We start from the raw sequence: 13,861 nt of genomic DNA on the forward strand, positions 1-13,861 counted from the left end.
AGTCCTGATGATCGATCTCGCCATCGCCGACGACGTCGCCACCGTGGTGCTCGACGCCCCCGCGAAGCTCAACGCCCTGGACGAGGCCGCCCTCGCGGAGCTCGACGCCGCGTACCGGGATGCCGAGGCCGCCGGGGTGCGCGCGCTGCTGCTCCGCGGTGAAGGGCGGGCGTTCTGCGCCGGTCGGGACATCTCCGCCGTCGATCCGCGCGACGACGACGTGCTCGGCTACCTCGGCGGGCGGGTGACACCGCTGCTGCAGCGGATGTCCCGCTTCCCGGCGCCGACGTTCGCCGTCGCGCACGGCGCCTGCCTGGGCGTGGGACTCGGCCTGCTCATCGCGACCGACGTCGTGTACGTCGCCGAGTCCGCGAAGATCGGCTCCCCGTTCGCCGCACTCGGCGCGACCCTCGACTCCGGCGGGCACGCGCTGTTCCTCGACCGGCTCGGCGCGCACAAGACGCTCGACCTCATCTACACCGGCCGGCTCATGAGCGGCACCGAAGCCGTGCGCTCGGGGCTCTTCTCCCAGGTGCTCCCGGACGACGAGGTGCAGGCCGCCGCGACGGCCGCTGCGGGGAAGGCCGCCCACGGCGCCACAGCCGCCTTCCGAGCGAGCAAGGAGCTCGTCGCCCGCATCCGCGACGAACGCCTCACCCTGTGGGAGTCCATCGACGTCGAGAACGCGGCGCAGGCCGCCCTGTGCGACACGGAAGACTACCGCGAGGGCTTCGCCGCGTTCCAGGAGAAGCGGAAGCCGGAGTTCCGCGGGCGCTGACCGACGATGGCCGGGGCTGCGCTCACCGCACCAACTGACCCAGGATCGTCGGGTCCTTGATCTTGTCGTCGGCCGCGAGCATGACGACCTTGGAGACGATCTCCGCGGTCCGCGGATCGTCGTCGACGAAGGGCAGGAAGACACGCCCGCGGTGCTGCGCACCGACCGGGATGACGAACAAGGTGTTGCCGGGGATCAGGTGCACGATGCCCGAGCCGAGATGTACCGAGTACGTGCCGAGCGCTCCGGTCACGCGCGCGTGGTGGCCGGACACCTCGACGTTGACGATTCCGAGCATGAGGCACGTCTCATCCACGATGCGCGCGCGCACCTCGACCGCCGACTCCGACCCCTGGGGATCGACACCGCTCGCGTGCCCGACCGAGACCACAAGATCGAGGTCGCGCATCGCCTCGGAGTAGACCCTCGGTGGCACCTTGTCGAGCGCGATCGCCCGCCACGATCCCACCGGCCCGAACCGCACGTCGTTGATCGTCGCGCCTTCGACCTCGGCCGCTGTCCCCCAGCCGTCCTCGACGTTGCAGAAGACGTGGATCTTCTCGTTGTGGAAGGTGCGCTCGAAGCCGTTCCCGTGGTACCGAACCCAGTTCCGAGCGGCGAAGAGTCCGGAGGCGCGACGTGCGTCGATCTGATGCCCGACGTAACGGCGCGACGATACTCCGCCCTCGCCACGCTCGTTCTCGGTGGGCGTGTAGAGCTCGCGGAACACCTGCTTGAACGGCTGCGGGCGTCCGCGCATCATGATCGCGTGCTGCAGGTCGGGCCAGTCGCCGCTCGCGAGGAGATCAACGGGATGCGCGATGCGCAGTCGTCCGAGCGGCTCGATCGTCGTCCCATCGACGCTCACGAGATGATCACCATCGGCGGAGAGGAAACGTACCCTCCCCTCCGCGTCGACGAGCACGAGATCGGCCAGCATCCTGCCGAGCTGGGGGTGATCGCGCAGGAGCACGAACTCCTCGGGGTCGAAAACGTCGCCGAGCACGCACGCCGCCTCGAGAGACGACCGCATGCGCCGCGCCTGGTTCTTGAGTTCTTTGGCCCGATTCGTCACTGCCGCGATCGCCTCGACCTTGCGGCTCTTCGACGGCACGGCGGCGAGCGCCTTGCCTGCACGGTCGACCCCGATCACCGGCATCCCCTGCTCGTCGATCGACAGACTGACGGTGACGTCGCCGTCGACGGCGACGACCGCCCCCTGCGCCAGATCGGCGGCGGTCCGCGCCTCCATGGCCCAGATCAGCCGCTGCGGATCGCGATAGCCGGCGCCGCGCGCCAGATTCTCCAGTGCGGTGTGCACCGCGGCCGTCTCGGCGGCGCGACGCTGAGGACCATTGGACCTCCCTGTACTCACGAAGCCGCGCAGCACTTCGTAGCGACGCAGAAGGACGTCCGACTCCCGCTCCGGCAGGGGCAGGAGCCCATAGGCACGGACGGCATCCTGGTGCCGCTTCTCGTGCATGCGGGTCAGCAGCTCGTCCGCGCCGATCTGGCCGCGCAGCACGTCCGCGAAGAGCTCGGCCTGCTTGTGCTCCCCCGACACGGAGGCGTATCTCGCGGCCTTGAGTACGCGGTCGAGCCGCTCGTCACCGAGTTCGGCGCGCATCCGACGGAACCACGCGGCGTCCGCGCAGCCGCGGTACCGATCCTCCGTCGTCACCGGCGTGCGCTGCGCGATCTCCCGCGCCCGGTATGCGCGAATGCTGCCGTCGAGCCAATACGTGTCCACAGGCGTGTGAGCGTGCACCCACCAGACCGCCGAGGCGAATCCCGGCCAGCCAAGATACTGCTCGAACACCTCCGCCCACTGTGGGGCATACATCGCCGTCTCGACGATGCGGGTCTCCGTGATCTGGGAGCCGGCGAGAGCACGACGCGCCGTTTCCGCGGACTCGTCCGGCGCGGGGTGATGCACTCTGACGAGGTGCGACAGAACCGATTCACGGTCGGCAGGTGATATCGACTTGCGCTCGAACGGACGACGACCGAGCGCTCGGAGCGTCGCGACCAGAGTCTCGGTCCCGGTCGCCCGCTCCAGCGAGGTCGCCATCCGTGAATACGGCGTCATGAGATCACCACGGGGCAACTCGAGCTCGACGACCGTCCGCTGAATAGCCTCGACGACCGTCTGCGTCGCCGGCGCCGCGCCCGTGATCGAGCTGAGCGAAGCGAGCGGATTCCGCACCGTTCCGTGCGGCTCATCGCGCAGCGGCGGACGCACGAACGCCCAGTCGGCCAGATCGGCGCGGGTGGCGATCCCGCGCTCGAATGCCGCGCGCACGATGGCGAGCGGCGGGCGGAATCGGAAGGGTTGATCGACCGCGACCTCGGCCACGCCCCGAGAGAAAGGAGGGGACCATTCGACCTTCGGCCCGCCCCACTGGTCGACCGCGCCGCCGGGCTCGTCGATGAATCGCAGGATACTCCACAGCCGGCGCAACTCGTCGTCGTCGAGAGCCGCCGGATCCACATATTCGAGCGGTTTCCCGAACTCGCTGCGCTCACGGGGATCCTGGACGGAGCGGGCGCCGTTCTCGCTGAACTCGATGGTGCGCGGGCTGATGAGCCTGTCTGTCGGCAGCTCGGCCGCGGCGAGCGCGAGCAGCTCCATCATCGGCCCCGCCCAGGATGTGCGCCTCTCTCGCCGACCGAGGTTCGCGAGGAGCGACAACCGCAACGATGCCTGCTGGTCGCTCGCACTCCGGCCGATGTCTCCGAGTACTCGCAGGCCGAGCGCGTCCTGTCTCGCATGGAGCACATCGAGCAGAGCGAGCTCCACTCCGCCGTCGACGAGCCCTCCGCGCACGCGCTCCCACCAGGGATCCACGAGCTCGGACAAAGGCATGCTCCCGTCCTCGTTCGCTCGCAGCTCGTGCCAGGAGAGGTTCGCGAGAAGTCGGACGCCGGTCGTCGACTGCACCTCCACGCCTGAGTGCTCATCCATCCACGCCGTGAATGACAGCCAGATCCGACGCACTCCCGGGTGGTATCGCTGCCAGCGCGACTCGGCTGGAGCGGGGGGACGCACGGAGGGGGTGCGCTCCTCGACGCTGAATCGGAGGACCTCCGGGCGGTCCGCATATGGCCCCTCAGCGCTGGCGTCTTCGGGGACCGTCTCCTGGACGGGAGGCGCCGAAGACACTCCGGCGACTGCGGCGAGATCGTCGGCAGCCCGACGTTGCAGGGCCGCGCCCACCGCAAGGCGATTGACGGATGCCGCGATCTCCTCGTCATCCTGCAACTGCAGCAGCCGGAGAGCGGTCTTGCGGATGTCCTCCGCCTTGCGCGTGAGAGACCCCTCCAGCTCCACCGCTTCTGCGGTCGTGATGCGGTCGACGTCAAACTGTCGCCGAGCCGCCCCTCGTACTTGCGAGGACGCGTCGAAGAGAAGTGCGAACAGCGGCGCGCGATAGCGGTCGACGTCCCTGCCGTATCGGATGGCAGCCGCGCGACGCACATCCGGCGAGGCGTCAGCGAGATCGACCTCCTCGTCGCTCGCATAGACGCTGATGACGTCGATGATCGCCGCGCTCTTGATCGACACCTTCTGGCGGGTCAGGATGCCGATGTCCGCCTCGCGCGCGGCGGTCGACTCGGCGCGGCGCCGACGCAGAGCGGCTACGGCCTCCGATGTCAGAGGCAGGTCGCGCTGAGCCGTTCCGTCGCTGACAGGCCATGCCTGCAGCGCCGCGGCGAAGACCGCGAACTCCTGGTCCGCGAGCGCGAGAGCGAGCGGTTGAGCGGTCGCCGGGTGCCACAGTCTGACCAACATCCTCGCCGCGGCGATCCGGTGCCCGACCTCCCCGTCGCGCAGCAAGGCAGTCGCCACGTCGACCGCGACCGCGATGTCACGTATTGCGAGGGCCCACACCCCGAAGTACGCCTCGACGCGATCGACGCCCCGGAGACTCTCGGCGTCCGGTGGCGTGCGGAGAAAGCGCAGGGTCGTCGCGAGTGCGGAGCGCACGGCCTCGGTGTCGCGCACGGTCAGTTCCTCGCCCACCCATGCCGCGACGGCTCGGGTCGAGCTCGAGAAACGCTCGAGCTGCGCATCGACCACGACGTCGAGGACGCGTTCGATCGCATCGGGATGGGCGCTGTCGAGGGCGGTGAGGATCGTCGTGCGCAGTCCTTCCGCGCGTCCGGCGTCGCGCAGCTGCTCCACGACCACATCCCAGGCGCCTTCGTCGGCCGATGCGAGCAGCGCGACATACGCGTGCGCGGACGGTCCGCCGATCGCCGGCGATCCGGTGAGGCTCTCCACCAGGATGCGACGAACCTCGCTGTCGCCCGCATCCACCGCCGACGCGAGGAGGTCACCGAGATGGGTGTATTCCGAGAGGTGAAGGAGCCAGGTGGCGTGCCACGTCATCGGCTGCGGGTAGTGGGTGAAGTGCCGGATGAGCGACGTCAGCCGCTCCCAGCGGGAGGACAGCGTCGACGCCAGATCGAAGGAGCGGAAGGGTTGCGAGCCCCACCAATCCTGCAGATACGGGCGTGACCGGGACCAGTCCCACCAGAACGCGAGTTCCGCCCCGACCGTCGGGCAGAGGGCCGACAGCACCTTCGCCGCCGCCCGCTCGTGCAGGGTGTCGAATTCGTCAGCGAGGGCGCGAGACGTGGCGCGCACCACCTCGGCCGCCGCTTCGTCGTGCGCACCGCTCTTGTCGTTCAGGTTGTCGGCGATGCGGCGCGCGAGGCGCGGGGCCGTGAGCCCGCGCGCGCGGACGTCCTGCATCGCTCCGGCCTTGCAGGAGCAGAATGCGCGCAGCTGGTCGGCTGCCTGGTCGGCACTCAGCACGGGAGTCCTATCCGGTCAGAGCGACGAGGCGCACCAGCCGAAGGCGGGAGTACGGTCCGATCGCATGGGTGGCGTCAAGGTCCGTGATCCGGACATCGTCGAGGAAGGCGAAGAAGAGCTGGTCGTCAAAGGCCTCGATCGCCCTCGCATGGGCGTCGTCGAGGGCCGGCGCTGGTGGCAGCTCGCGCCCCTCGTTCCCGTAACGCCCCCTCTCGGCTCCCCGCACGAGGTCGGCAGGCGTGAGGATCTGCAGCGCCGCCGATCTCTCGCGATGCGACGCGTACTCCGCGAGTTCGTGATCGACGAGAATGCGCAGCAGCGCGCGAAGAGTGAGGTCACCCTCGGCGCCGCGGATCGCGAGCGGTTCGCCGAGCGTGCGTCTTCCCATGTCAGCGGTCTCGACGAGCATTCGCCCAGTGTGGCATGCGGCGGGGACATCGTGGCGCAAGGGCCTGGGCTGATGTCCGTCCGCGGTGCCAGACTGCGGGGATGAAGCTCGCTGACGTCGCCGCCACCGCCGAGATGGTCGCGTCCACCTCCTCACGCCTCGCGAAGATCGACGCCCTCGCGACCCTGCTCTCGCGGGCGGAAGCCGCGGAGCTGCCCGTTCTCGTCGGTCTCCTCCTCGCGGCACCGCGACAGGGCAAATTGGGTATCGGATGGCGCGGGCTGTCGGCGCTGGACGCGCCGCACAGCGACGATCCGGTACTGACCCTCACCGACGTGGACGCTGCTCTCGAGGAGTTGGCAGCGGCATCGGGTTCCGGGTCGGCCGCCGCGCGCATCCGCGTCCTCACCGATCTCGCCTCGCGCTCGACAGCTCCCGAGTGGGACTTCCTCTCCCGATCCCTGCTCGGCGAGCTGCGCACCGGCGCCCTTGCCGGAGTGCTGCTCGAGGCTGTTGCCAGAGCGTCCGCTCGCCCGGCCGACATCGTGCGACGCGCTGCGATGCTGTCGGGGGACCTCGGCGAGACGGCTGTGGTGGCGCTCACGGGCGCAGCAGAGGAGCTCGACGCGGTCGGCCTCGCGGTCGGACGCCCCGTCCTTCCCATGCTCGCCGGCACAGCGGCGACTCCGACCGCTGCCCTCGCGCTCACCGGCGAGGCATCGGTCGAGTACAAGCTCGACGGTGCTCGAATCCAGGTGCACCGCCACGGCGACGCCGTCAGCGTCTTCACCCGCAGCCTTGCCGACGTGACACATCGGGTCCCTGAACTCGTGGAGATCGTCCGCCGCCTTCCCGTCGACGATGTGATCCTCGACGGCGAGACGCTGTCGCTCGATGAAGACGGCGGCCCCCGCCCGTTCCAGGACACCATGTCGCGCTTCGGCGCCGACGCCGCCAGGGAGCTCGCGCTCCGCCCCTGGTTCTTCGACGTGCTCCACGTCGACGGTCGCGACCTCATCGACCAGCCCCTGGCGGTGCGTCTCGCCGAACTCGAGCGGGTGGCCGGCGAGTGGCGCATGCCCGGCATCGTCACTGCTGACCCCGAGGCCGCCGAGCAGCTCTCTCGCGAGGCTCTCGCAGCCGGTCACGAAGGTGTGCTCGTCAAGGGCATCGACTCGACCTACACCGCCGGCCGTCGCGGCAAATCGTGGGTCAAGGTGAAACCTGTCCTCACGTTCGACCTCGTCGTGCTCGGCGCCGAGTGGGGGTCGGGGCGCCGCCGCGGATGGCTGTCGAACCTGCACCTCGGCGCGCGGGACCCGGGCGGCGACTTCGGCGAACCCGGCGGGTTCGTGATGGTGGGCAAGACGTTCAAGGGCCTCACTGACGCGCTGCTGCAGTGGCAGACCGACGAGTTCCCGGCGCACGAGACCCATCGCTCCGCGTCGACGGTGTTCCTCCGGCCGGAGCTCGTGGTCGAGATCGCGATCGACGGCGTGCAGCGGTCCCCGCGTTACCCCGGCGGCCTCGCCCTCCGCTTCGCCAGGGTCAAGGGCTACCGTCCGGACAAGACCGCTGCGGAGGCCGACACGATCCAGACGCTCCTGGCCCTGCGGCGGGGTGCGACGGACGACGCCTGATCAGGCCGTGGGCGGGAGTCCTTCGTCCTCCTGACGCACCGTGCCGCGGAACGACCAGGGGAAGTCGATCCAGAGGTCGGTGTCCTTCCACGCGAAGTCCGGCTGGATGATCGTCGAGGGCTTCGTGTAGATCGTGACCGAGCGCACGTCGGCGCCCTTCTCCTGCAGCAGCCGGACCGCGAGCGCCAGCGTGCGACCGGAGTCGGCGACATCGTCCACGAGCAGCACGCGGCGGCCGTCGAGATAGGCCATGTCGAGCTCGGGCGGCAGCACCTCCGGGGCGTCCAGCACGGTCCCGATGCCGGTGTAGAACTCGACGTTGATGGCGCCGCAGTTCTTCACGCCGAGTCCGTACGCGATGGCGCCGGCCGGGAGCAGGCCGCCGCGCGCGATCGCCACCACGACCTCCGGCTCGAAGCCCGTCGCGATGATGTTCCGCGCCAGATCGCGCGTCGCCGCGCCGAAGCCGTCCCACGTGAGCGTCTCGCGCTCGATCGATGCATCCGTCATCGGTCCATTCTCGCGCATCCGCTCCGTCCGAGCCGCCGCTAGACTGAGCAGGTCCGGCCCCGCCGGTGCCTGAAAAAGAGGCACGAAGCACCTCGCATCGCCGCGAGGGCGAGACACATACGGATTCCCCTTCTCCGTCCCTGTCTCGAAAGGCTTCCCCATGCCCTCCGTCTCCGCGCACGTCGCCCTCACCCTCGCCCAGCACGTCGATGCCGTCTTCGGCGTCATGGGCAACGGCAACGCCTACTTCCTCGACGCCCTCGAGACGCAGACCGACGCCACCTTCACCGCCGTCCGCCACGAGCAGGGCGCGGTCGTCGCGGCCGACGCGCACTTCCGCGCCTCCGGCCGCATCGCCGCGGGCACCTCCACCTACGGCGCCGGCTTCACGAACACGATCACGGCGCTGGCCGAGGCCGTGCAGGCGCACGTGCCGCTCGTCCTCGTGGTGGGCGACGAGCCGACCTCGGGTCCGCGGCCGTGGGACGTGGACCAGATCGCTCTGGCCTCGGCCGTCGGCGCCCGCACCTACACCGTCGGGCGGACCGATGCCGCCGCGACCACCGTCATCGCCGTCGAGCACGCCCTCACCTATCGCGTGCCCGTGGTGCTCGCCATCCCCTACGACGTCGCCGCCCTCGAAGCCGGTGCGGTGCCTGCGGCCCCGGCGCCCCGGCTCCCCGCGCCGCTCGCCCCGCGGGGGGACTTCGCCGAGGGCATGCTGGATGAGATCGCCGCCGCCCTGCGCGACGCCGAGCGTCCGTTCCTCCTCGCCGGGCGCGGGGCCTGGCTGGCCGGCGCCGGCGAGGCTCTCGGGGCGCTTGCCGCACAGACCGGGGCCCTCACCGCCTCCTCCGCCCTCGGCCGCGGCATCTTCCCGGACGCCCGGTACGACCTCGGTGTCACCGGCGGCTTCGGCGCCGAGGGGGCGATGGAGCTCGTGCGGACGGCCGACGTCGCGGTGGTCTTCGGCGCCAGCCTTAACCAGTTCACGATGCGCTTCGGCGACCTCTTCGCCCCGGGCACCCGGGTGTTCCAGATCGACACCGCTCCGGCCGCCACGCACGCCCACGTCGGCGGCTTCGTGCGCGCCGATGCCCGTCTCGCCGCCGAGGCCCTCGTCGCCCGCCTCTCCTCCCCCTCCTCCCCCGGGCACACCTTCGGAGATGCCACAGGACTCGCCGGGGCCACCCCCGCCTCTGGCGGCGTGTCGGGCGCAGGCTCCGCAGCTGTGCCCACCCGCCCGTGGCGGGAGACGGTCGATGTCGCCGCGGCCCGTGCGTACGAGCCCGGGGACGAGCTCGCGCCGGACGGCCGCCTCGACCCGCGTTCCGCCGCGCGCCGGATCGCCGAGCTCCTCCCCGACGACCGCGTCGTGGTCTCGGACGGCGGGCACTTCATCGGCTGGGCGAACATGTACTGGCCGGTCGCCGCGCCCGACCGGATGATGATGATCGGCACCGCGTTCCAGTCGATCGGACAGGGCTGGCCCAGCGTGGTGGGCGCGGCCCTCGCCCGTCGGGACGCGACCATCGTGCTCACCTCCGGCGACGGCGGCGGTCTCATGGCCATCGCCGACCTCGAATCGGCCGTGCGGGCGGCGGGCGGCCGCGGCATGGCCGTGGTCTGGAACGACGCCGCGTACGGGGCCGAGGTCAACCTCTACGGACTGAAGGGCCTGGCCGAGGGTCCGATGCGCATCCCCGAGGTCGACTTCGCCGCGTTCGGGGCCGCGGTCGGCGCCGAGGGCGTCGTCGTGCGGACGCTCGGCGACCTGGATCGCCTCGCCGCGTGGGCCGAGGAGGACCCGGCGACCCGGCGCTTCCTCGTCCTCGACCTCCGGATCTCCGGCGACGTGATCGCGCCGTACCAGCAGGAGATCATCCGCGTGAACTCCTGACCCGTGCGGGCCGATAGGCTCCCGGAATGACGGATGCTCCCGAGGTCCTGCGCTACAGCGCCTTCGCCGCGACGCCGGACGGCGGCAACCCGGCGGGCGTCGTGCTCGCCGCGGACGGGCTCGCTGAGGCGGACATGCAGCGGATCGCGGCCGAGGTCGGCTACTCGGAGACCGCGTTCGTGCAGGACGCCGCGGCGGACGGCTCCCGCTTCCGGGTGCGCTACTGGTCGCCCGCCGCGGAGGTGCCGTTCTGCGGGCATGCGACGGTCGCGACCGCGGTGGCCCTCGCTGAGCGGCAGGGTCCGGGGACGGTCGTGTTCGAGACCGCGGCAGGGGCCGTGTCCCTGGAATCGTTCGCGGACGCGGACGGCCGGGTGACGGTGTCGTTCACGAGCGTCGAGCCGGAGGTCCGCGACCTCGACCCCGTCGTGCGGGACCGCCTCCTCGCGCTCCTCGGGATGGAGCCGGCCGATGTCGACCCGCGCTTCCCGGTCCGCGAGGCGTTCGCGGGCAATTGGCATCCGATCGTCTTCGTCGCCGACCGGGAGCTCTTCCAGCAGTTCCGCTTCTCCCCCGCCGACGTGGCGGCCCTCATGCGCGCACAGGGCTGGCAGGGCACGGTGACGGTGCTGCACGCCGAGGATCCGGCCGAGATCGAGGCCCGCAACCTCTTCCCCGTGGGCCGCATCACCGAGGATCCGGCGACGGGGTCCGCAGCCGCTTCGGTCGGCGCCTACCTCCGCGCGCAGGGTTATCCGGGCGACACCGTCCGCATCCGTCAGGGTGCCCACGTCGGCCGCCCGAGCGAACTCCGCGTCGCGATCCCGGGCTCCGGCGGCCTCGTCGTGTCGGGCGGAGCCACGCGCCTCCCCTGATCCCCGGCGTCCCTGATCCCGGACCGCGCGCACGACTCGGTTCCGCTCGCACGACCACACCCCCTCCCCCCGTCGTGCATCCGTCGCCCGGTCGTGCACCCGTCTCCCGACTCCGGCACTTCCTGACTGGCACACCCGCACGACCTGGTTCCGCGCGGACGTCCCCGGTTCCACTCTGCACGTCCCTGGTTCCACCTGCACGACCCGGGGCCGTCTGCACGACCGGTACCCGCCCGAGGTCGTGCATCCGTCGCCCGGTCGTGCATCCGTCGCGGCCGACGAGACATCGACCGCCCGGGCGCGACATACGGCACACGTGGGCATGACGCACAGGAGGACGACACGGTGACGGGTGCCCGACCACGACTCACCACTGGTCGTGCACTCACCACTGGTCGTGCACTCGTCCCCAGTCGTGCATCTCCGCCCCGACACGGGACCAGCGTGCCGAGCCCACCTACACCTGCACGACTCCGTTCCATCTGCACGACCACACACTGTTTCCGGTCGTGCATCCGTCCCGAGGTCGTGCATCTGTGACGGCACACGACCCCGCCCCGGCCCGGGGATCGTCGTCACCCCTGGGCGCTGTAGTCCGGGAGCTCCTGCAGGGTCCAGGTGTTGCCGTCGGGGTCATCGAAACGCACGAAGCGGCCCCAGTCCTGCTCGTCCACACCCTCGGCCTCCACACCGAGACCCCGCAGGTGCGCGAGAGCCTCGTCGGCGTCGGGGACGACCACCTGAATGGTGTTCTGCTGCCCCGGTGCCAGGCCGGTGTCCAGCCCCGTGCCGAAGGCGATCGAGCAGGCCGATCCCGGCGGGGTCATCTGCACGAACCGCAGGCCCTCGTACGGCACCTGATCATGGTCGGCGTGGAAGCCGATCTTCACGTAGAAGTCCTTCGCCCGGTCGACATCGCTGACCGGCACGAAGATGAGTTCGATCTTCCAGTCCATCACGCACTCCTCCTGTCGGGCTCCGTCACCCGTCGGCCCTCACAGTACGCGCGGCCTCCGACACCCGCCAGAGGCGTCGGACGCCCGGAGACCTCAGCACCCGGAGACCTCAGCGCGCGGGCAGCAGCGCCCCGTCCAGGAAGCCCGCCAGCTCGTCCACCCCGTCCAGCGGGAGGATCGCGGCGACGTACTGGTCCGGACGCACGACGATCACGACGCCGTCACGGGACAGCTCCCGCGCCTCGAAGATGTCCGTGCCGCACCACTTGCTCGGGCCGGCCGCGTAGACCTTCTCCCAGTCGGTGAGTCCGAGCGGGCCGGTCTTCGGCTGGAAGAGCTCGGGCGTCGTCGTGACCTCGACCTCCTCGAAGGGCTGCTGGTACACGGCCTTCACGTCGAACACGGCGTCGGCGTCGGCGTCCGCCGGGGTGAACCGTGCGAACACGGGCGCCGCCTCCTCCGCCCACGCGGCGAGTGCCTCGCCGGTGCGGTCGCCGAACGCGTAGACCCGCCAGCGGCCGTCGGCCTTCGCGTGGTGTCCGAGGTGGACGACGTTGCCGTCCCCGACCCGCACGACTTCCGCCGACTTGAAGCGCTTGCCCAACGGATACCCGACCGCGAGCGCCTGGTGCGCGTCCGTGCCGGTGATCATGGAGGACGTGTACTGGGTCATGAACCCGGACGGGAACTCGGCCGTCGCGAGGTAGTACGTGGCCAGCTCGTTCGGGTCGGAGATCTCCTCGGGCTTGCGCGCCATGAGGCTGGACCACTCGCGGTCGAAGTCGATGAGCTGCTGCGCGACGGGACGACGCTCGGCGCCGTACGTGGCGAGCAGCGCCTCGGGCGCACGGCCGCTCAGCACGGAACCGAGCTTCCAGCCGAGGTTGAACCCGTCCTGCATCGACACGTTCATGCCCTGGCCGGCCTTCGCGCTGTGGGTGTGGCAGGCGTCGCCGGTGAGGAAGACGCGCGGACTGCGGTCGGCGCCGGGGTCCACGTCGTCGAAGCCGTCGGTCACGCGGTGGCCGACCTCGTAGACGCTGTGCCAGGCGACCTGCTTCACGTCGAGCGTGTAGGGGTGGAGGATCGCGTTGGCGCGGCGGATGATCTCCTCGATGGGCGTCTGCCGCACGCGGTGATCGTCGTCCGCCGCGACCTCGCCGAGGTCGATGTACATGCGGCTGAGGTAGCCGCCCTCCCGCGGGATGTGCAGGATGTTGCCGGCCTTCGAGTTGATCGCGCACTTGGTGCGCCAGTCCGGGAAGTCGGTGTTGACGAGCACGTCCATGACGCCCCAGGCGTGCGCGGCGCTCGCGCCCACGTGCGTGCGGCCGATCGCCTGCCGCACCCCGCTGCGGGCGCCGTCGCAGCCCACCACGTACTTCGCCCGGACCACGCGCTCGTCCGCTTCCCCGACATGGCGGACGCGCACCTCGACCGGGTACTCGCCCTCCTCGCGCACGGTGAGCCCGAGGAACTCGACGCCGTAGTCCGGCACGATCCGTCCGGGGCCGTCTGCCGCCGCCTCGGCAAAGTAGTCGAGCACGCGGGCCTGGTTGACGATGAGGTGCGGGAACTCGCAGATGTCGTAGGCGTAGTCGGCGGTGCGGGTGGTCCGCACGATCCGATCGGGGTGCTCGGGGTCGGGGCCCCAGAAGTTCATCCAGCCGATGTTGTAGGCCTCGGCGATGATGCGCTCGGCGAAGCCGAAGGCCTGGAAGGTCTCCACGCTGCGCGGCTGGATGCCGTCGGCCTGCCCGAGGACGAGGCGACCCTCGCGCTTCTCGATGATGCGGGTCGTGATGTCGGGGTACTGCGACATCTGCGCCGCGAGCAGCATGCCCGCGGGGCCGGAGCCGACGATGAGGACGTCGACCTCGTCGGGCAGGGAAGCGGGGCGGTCGATCCCGGTGCCGGCGGCGTCCTGCACGCGCGGGTCTCCGGACACATAGCCGTGGTGGTGGAACTGCATCGTCGTCGATTTCCTTCCGG

9 protein-coding genes are annotated in these 13,861 nt (G+C 70.7%); 4 read left to right on the forward strand and 5 right to left on the reverse strand.

The window, feature by feature from the left end; genetic code table 11:
• Positions 1 to 7: 7 nt before the first annotated feature.
• On the forward strand, positions 8 to 778 hold the full coding sequence (locus tag BK819_RS00230; RefSeq protein WP_071327410.1) for an enoyl-CoA hydratase/isomerase family protein: 771 nt from the start codon (positions 8 to 10) through the stop codon (positions 776 to 778).
• Positions 779 to 800: 22 nt separating this feature from the next.
• Here BK819_RS00230 and BK819_RS00235 read toward each other — a convergent pair whose 3' ends face one another.
• Both BK819_RS00235 and BK819_RS00240 read right to left on the reverse strand, forming a co-directional pair.
• Positions 801 to 5,600, reverse strand: a complete 4,800-nt coding sequence (locus BK819_RS00235; RefSeq protein ID WP_071327411.1) for a DUF5724 domain-containing protein — start codon at positions 5,598 to 5,600, stop codon at positions 801 to 803.
• 7 nt (positions 5,601 to 5,607) lie between these two features.
• Complete coding sequence (locus BK819_RS00240) at positions 5,608 to 5,988, reverse strand: hypothetical protein (RefSeq protein WP_143049216.1); 381 nt, start codon at positions 5,986 to 5,988, stop codon at positions 5,608 to 5,610.
• Between the two features lie 101 nt (positions 5,989 to 6,089).
• Here BK819_RS00240 and BK819_RS00245 point away from each other — a divergent pair, with 101 nt between their 5' ends.
• Positions 6,090 to 7,628, forward strand: coding sequence for an ATP-dependent DNA ligase (locus BK819_RS00245; protein WP_071327413.1), 1,539 nt, complete (start codon positions 6,090 to 6,092; stop codon positions 7,626 to 7,628).
• Here BK819_RS00245 and BK819_RS00250 read toward each other — a convergent pair whose 3' ends face one another.
• On the reverse strand, positions 7,629 to 8,138 hold the full coding sequence (locus tag BK819_RS00250) for a phosphoribosyltransferase (RefSeq protein ID WP_071328033.1): 510 nt from the start codon (positions 8,136 to 8,138) through the stop codon (positions 7,629 to 7,631).
• A 160-nt stretch (positions 8,139 to 8,298) separates the two neighbouring features.
• Between BK819_RS00250 and BK819_RS00255 the strand changes: the two genes are divergently transcribed.
• Together BK819_RS00255 and BK819_RS00260 are read left to right on the forward strand one after the other, a co-directional pair.
• Entirely contained in the window at positions 8,299 to 10,038 is a 1,740-nt protein-coding gene (locus BK819_RS00255; RefSeq protein ID WP_071327414.1) for a thiamine pyrophosphate-binding protein, read from the forward strand.
• Between the two features lie 26 nt (positions 10,039 to 10,064).
• The gene (locus tag BK819_RS00260) at positions 10,065 to 10,913 is read left to right on the forward strand and encodes a PhzF family phenazine biosynthesis protein (protein WP_071327415.1); all 849 of its coding nucleotides are present in this window, start codon (positions 10,065 to 10,067) and stop codon (positions 10,911 to 10,913) included.
• 575 nt (positions 10,914 to 11,488) lie between these two features.
• On the opposite strand, the gene BK819_RS00265 is transcribed toward BK819_RS00260, so the two are convergent.
• Together BK819_RS00265 and BK819_RS00270 are read right to left on the reverse strand one after the other, a co-directional pair.
• On the reverse strand, positions 11,489 to 11,869 hold the full coding sequence (locus BK819_RS00265; RefSeq protein ID WP_071327416.1) for a VOC family protein: 381 nt from the start codon (positions 11,867 to 11,869) through the stop codon (positions 11,489 to 11,491).
• A 109-nt stretch (positions 11,870 to 11,978) separates the two neighbouring features.
• Positions 11,979 to 13,841 (reverse strand): FAD-dependent monooxygenase, encoded by a 1,863-nt coding sequence (locus BK819_RS00270; protein WP_071327417.1) that lies wholly within the window; start codon positions 13,839 to 13,841, stop codon positions 11,979 to 11,981.
• Between the last annotated feature and the right edge of the window lie 20 nt (positions 13,842 to 13,861).

It is taken from the genome of Microbacterium sp. LCT-H2 (genome assembly GCF_001866135.1).
Taxonomy (GTDB): domain Bacteria; phylum Actinomycetota; class Actinomycetes; order Actinomycetales; family Microbacteriaceae; genus Microbacterium.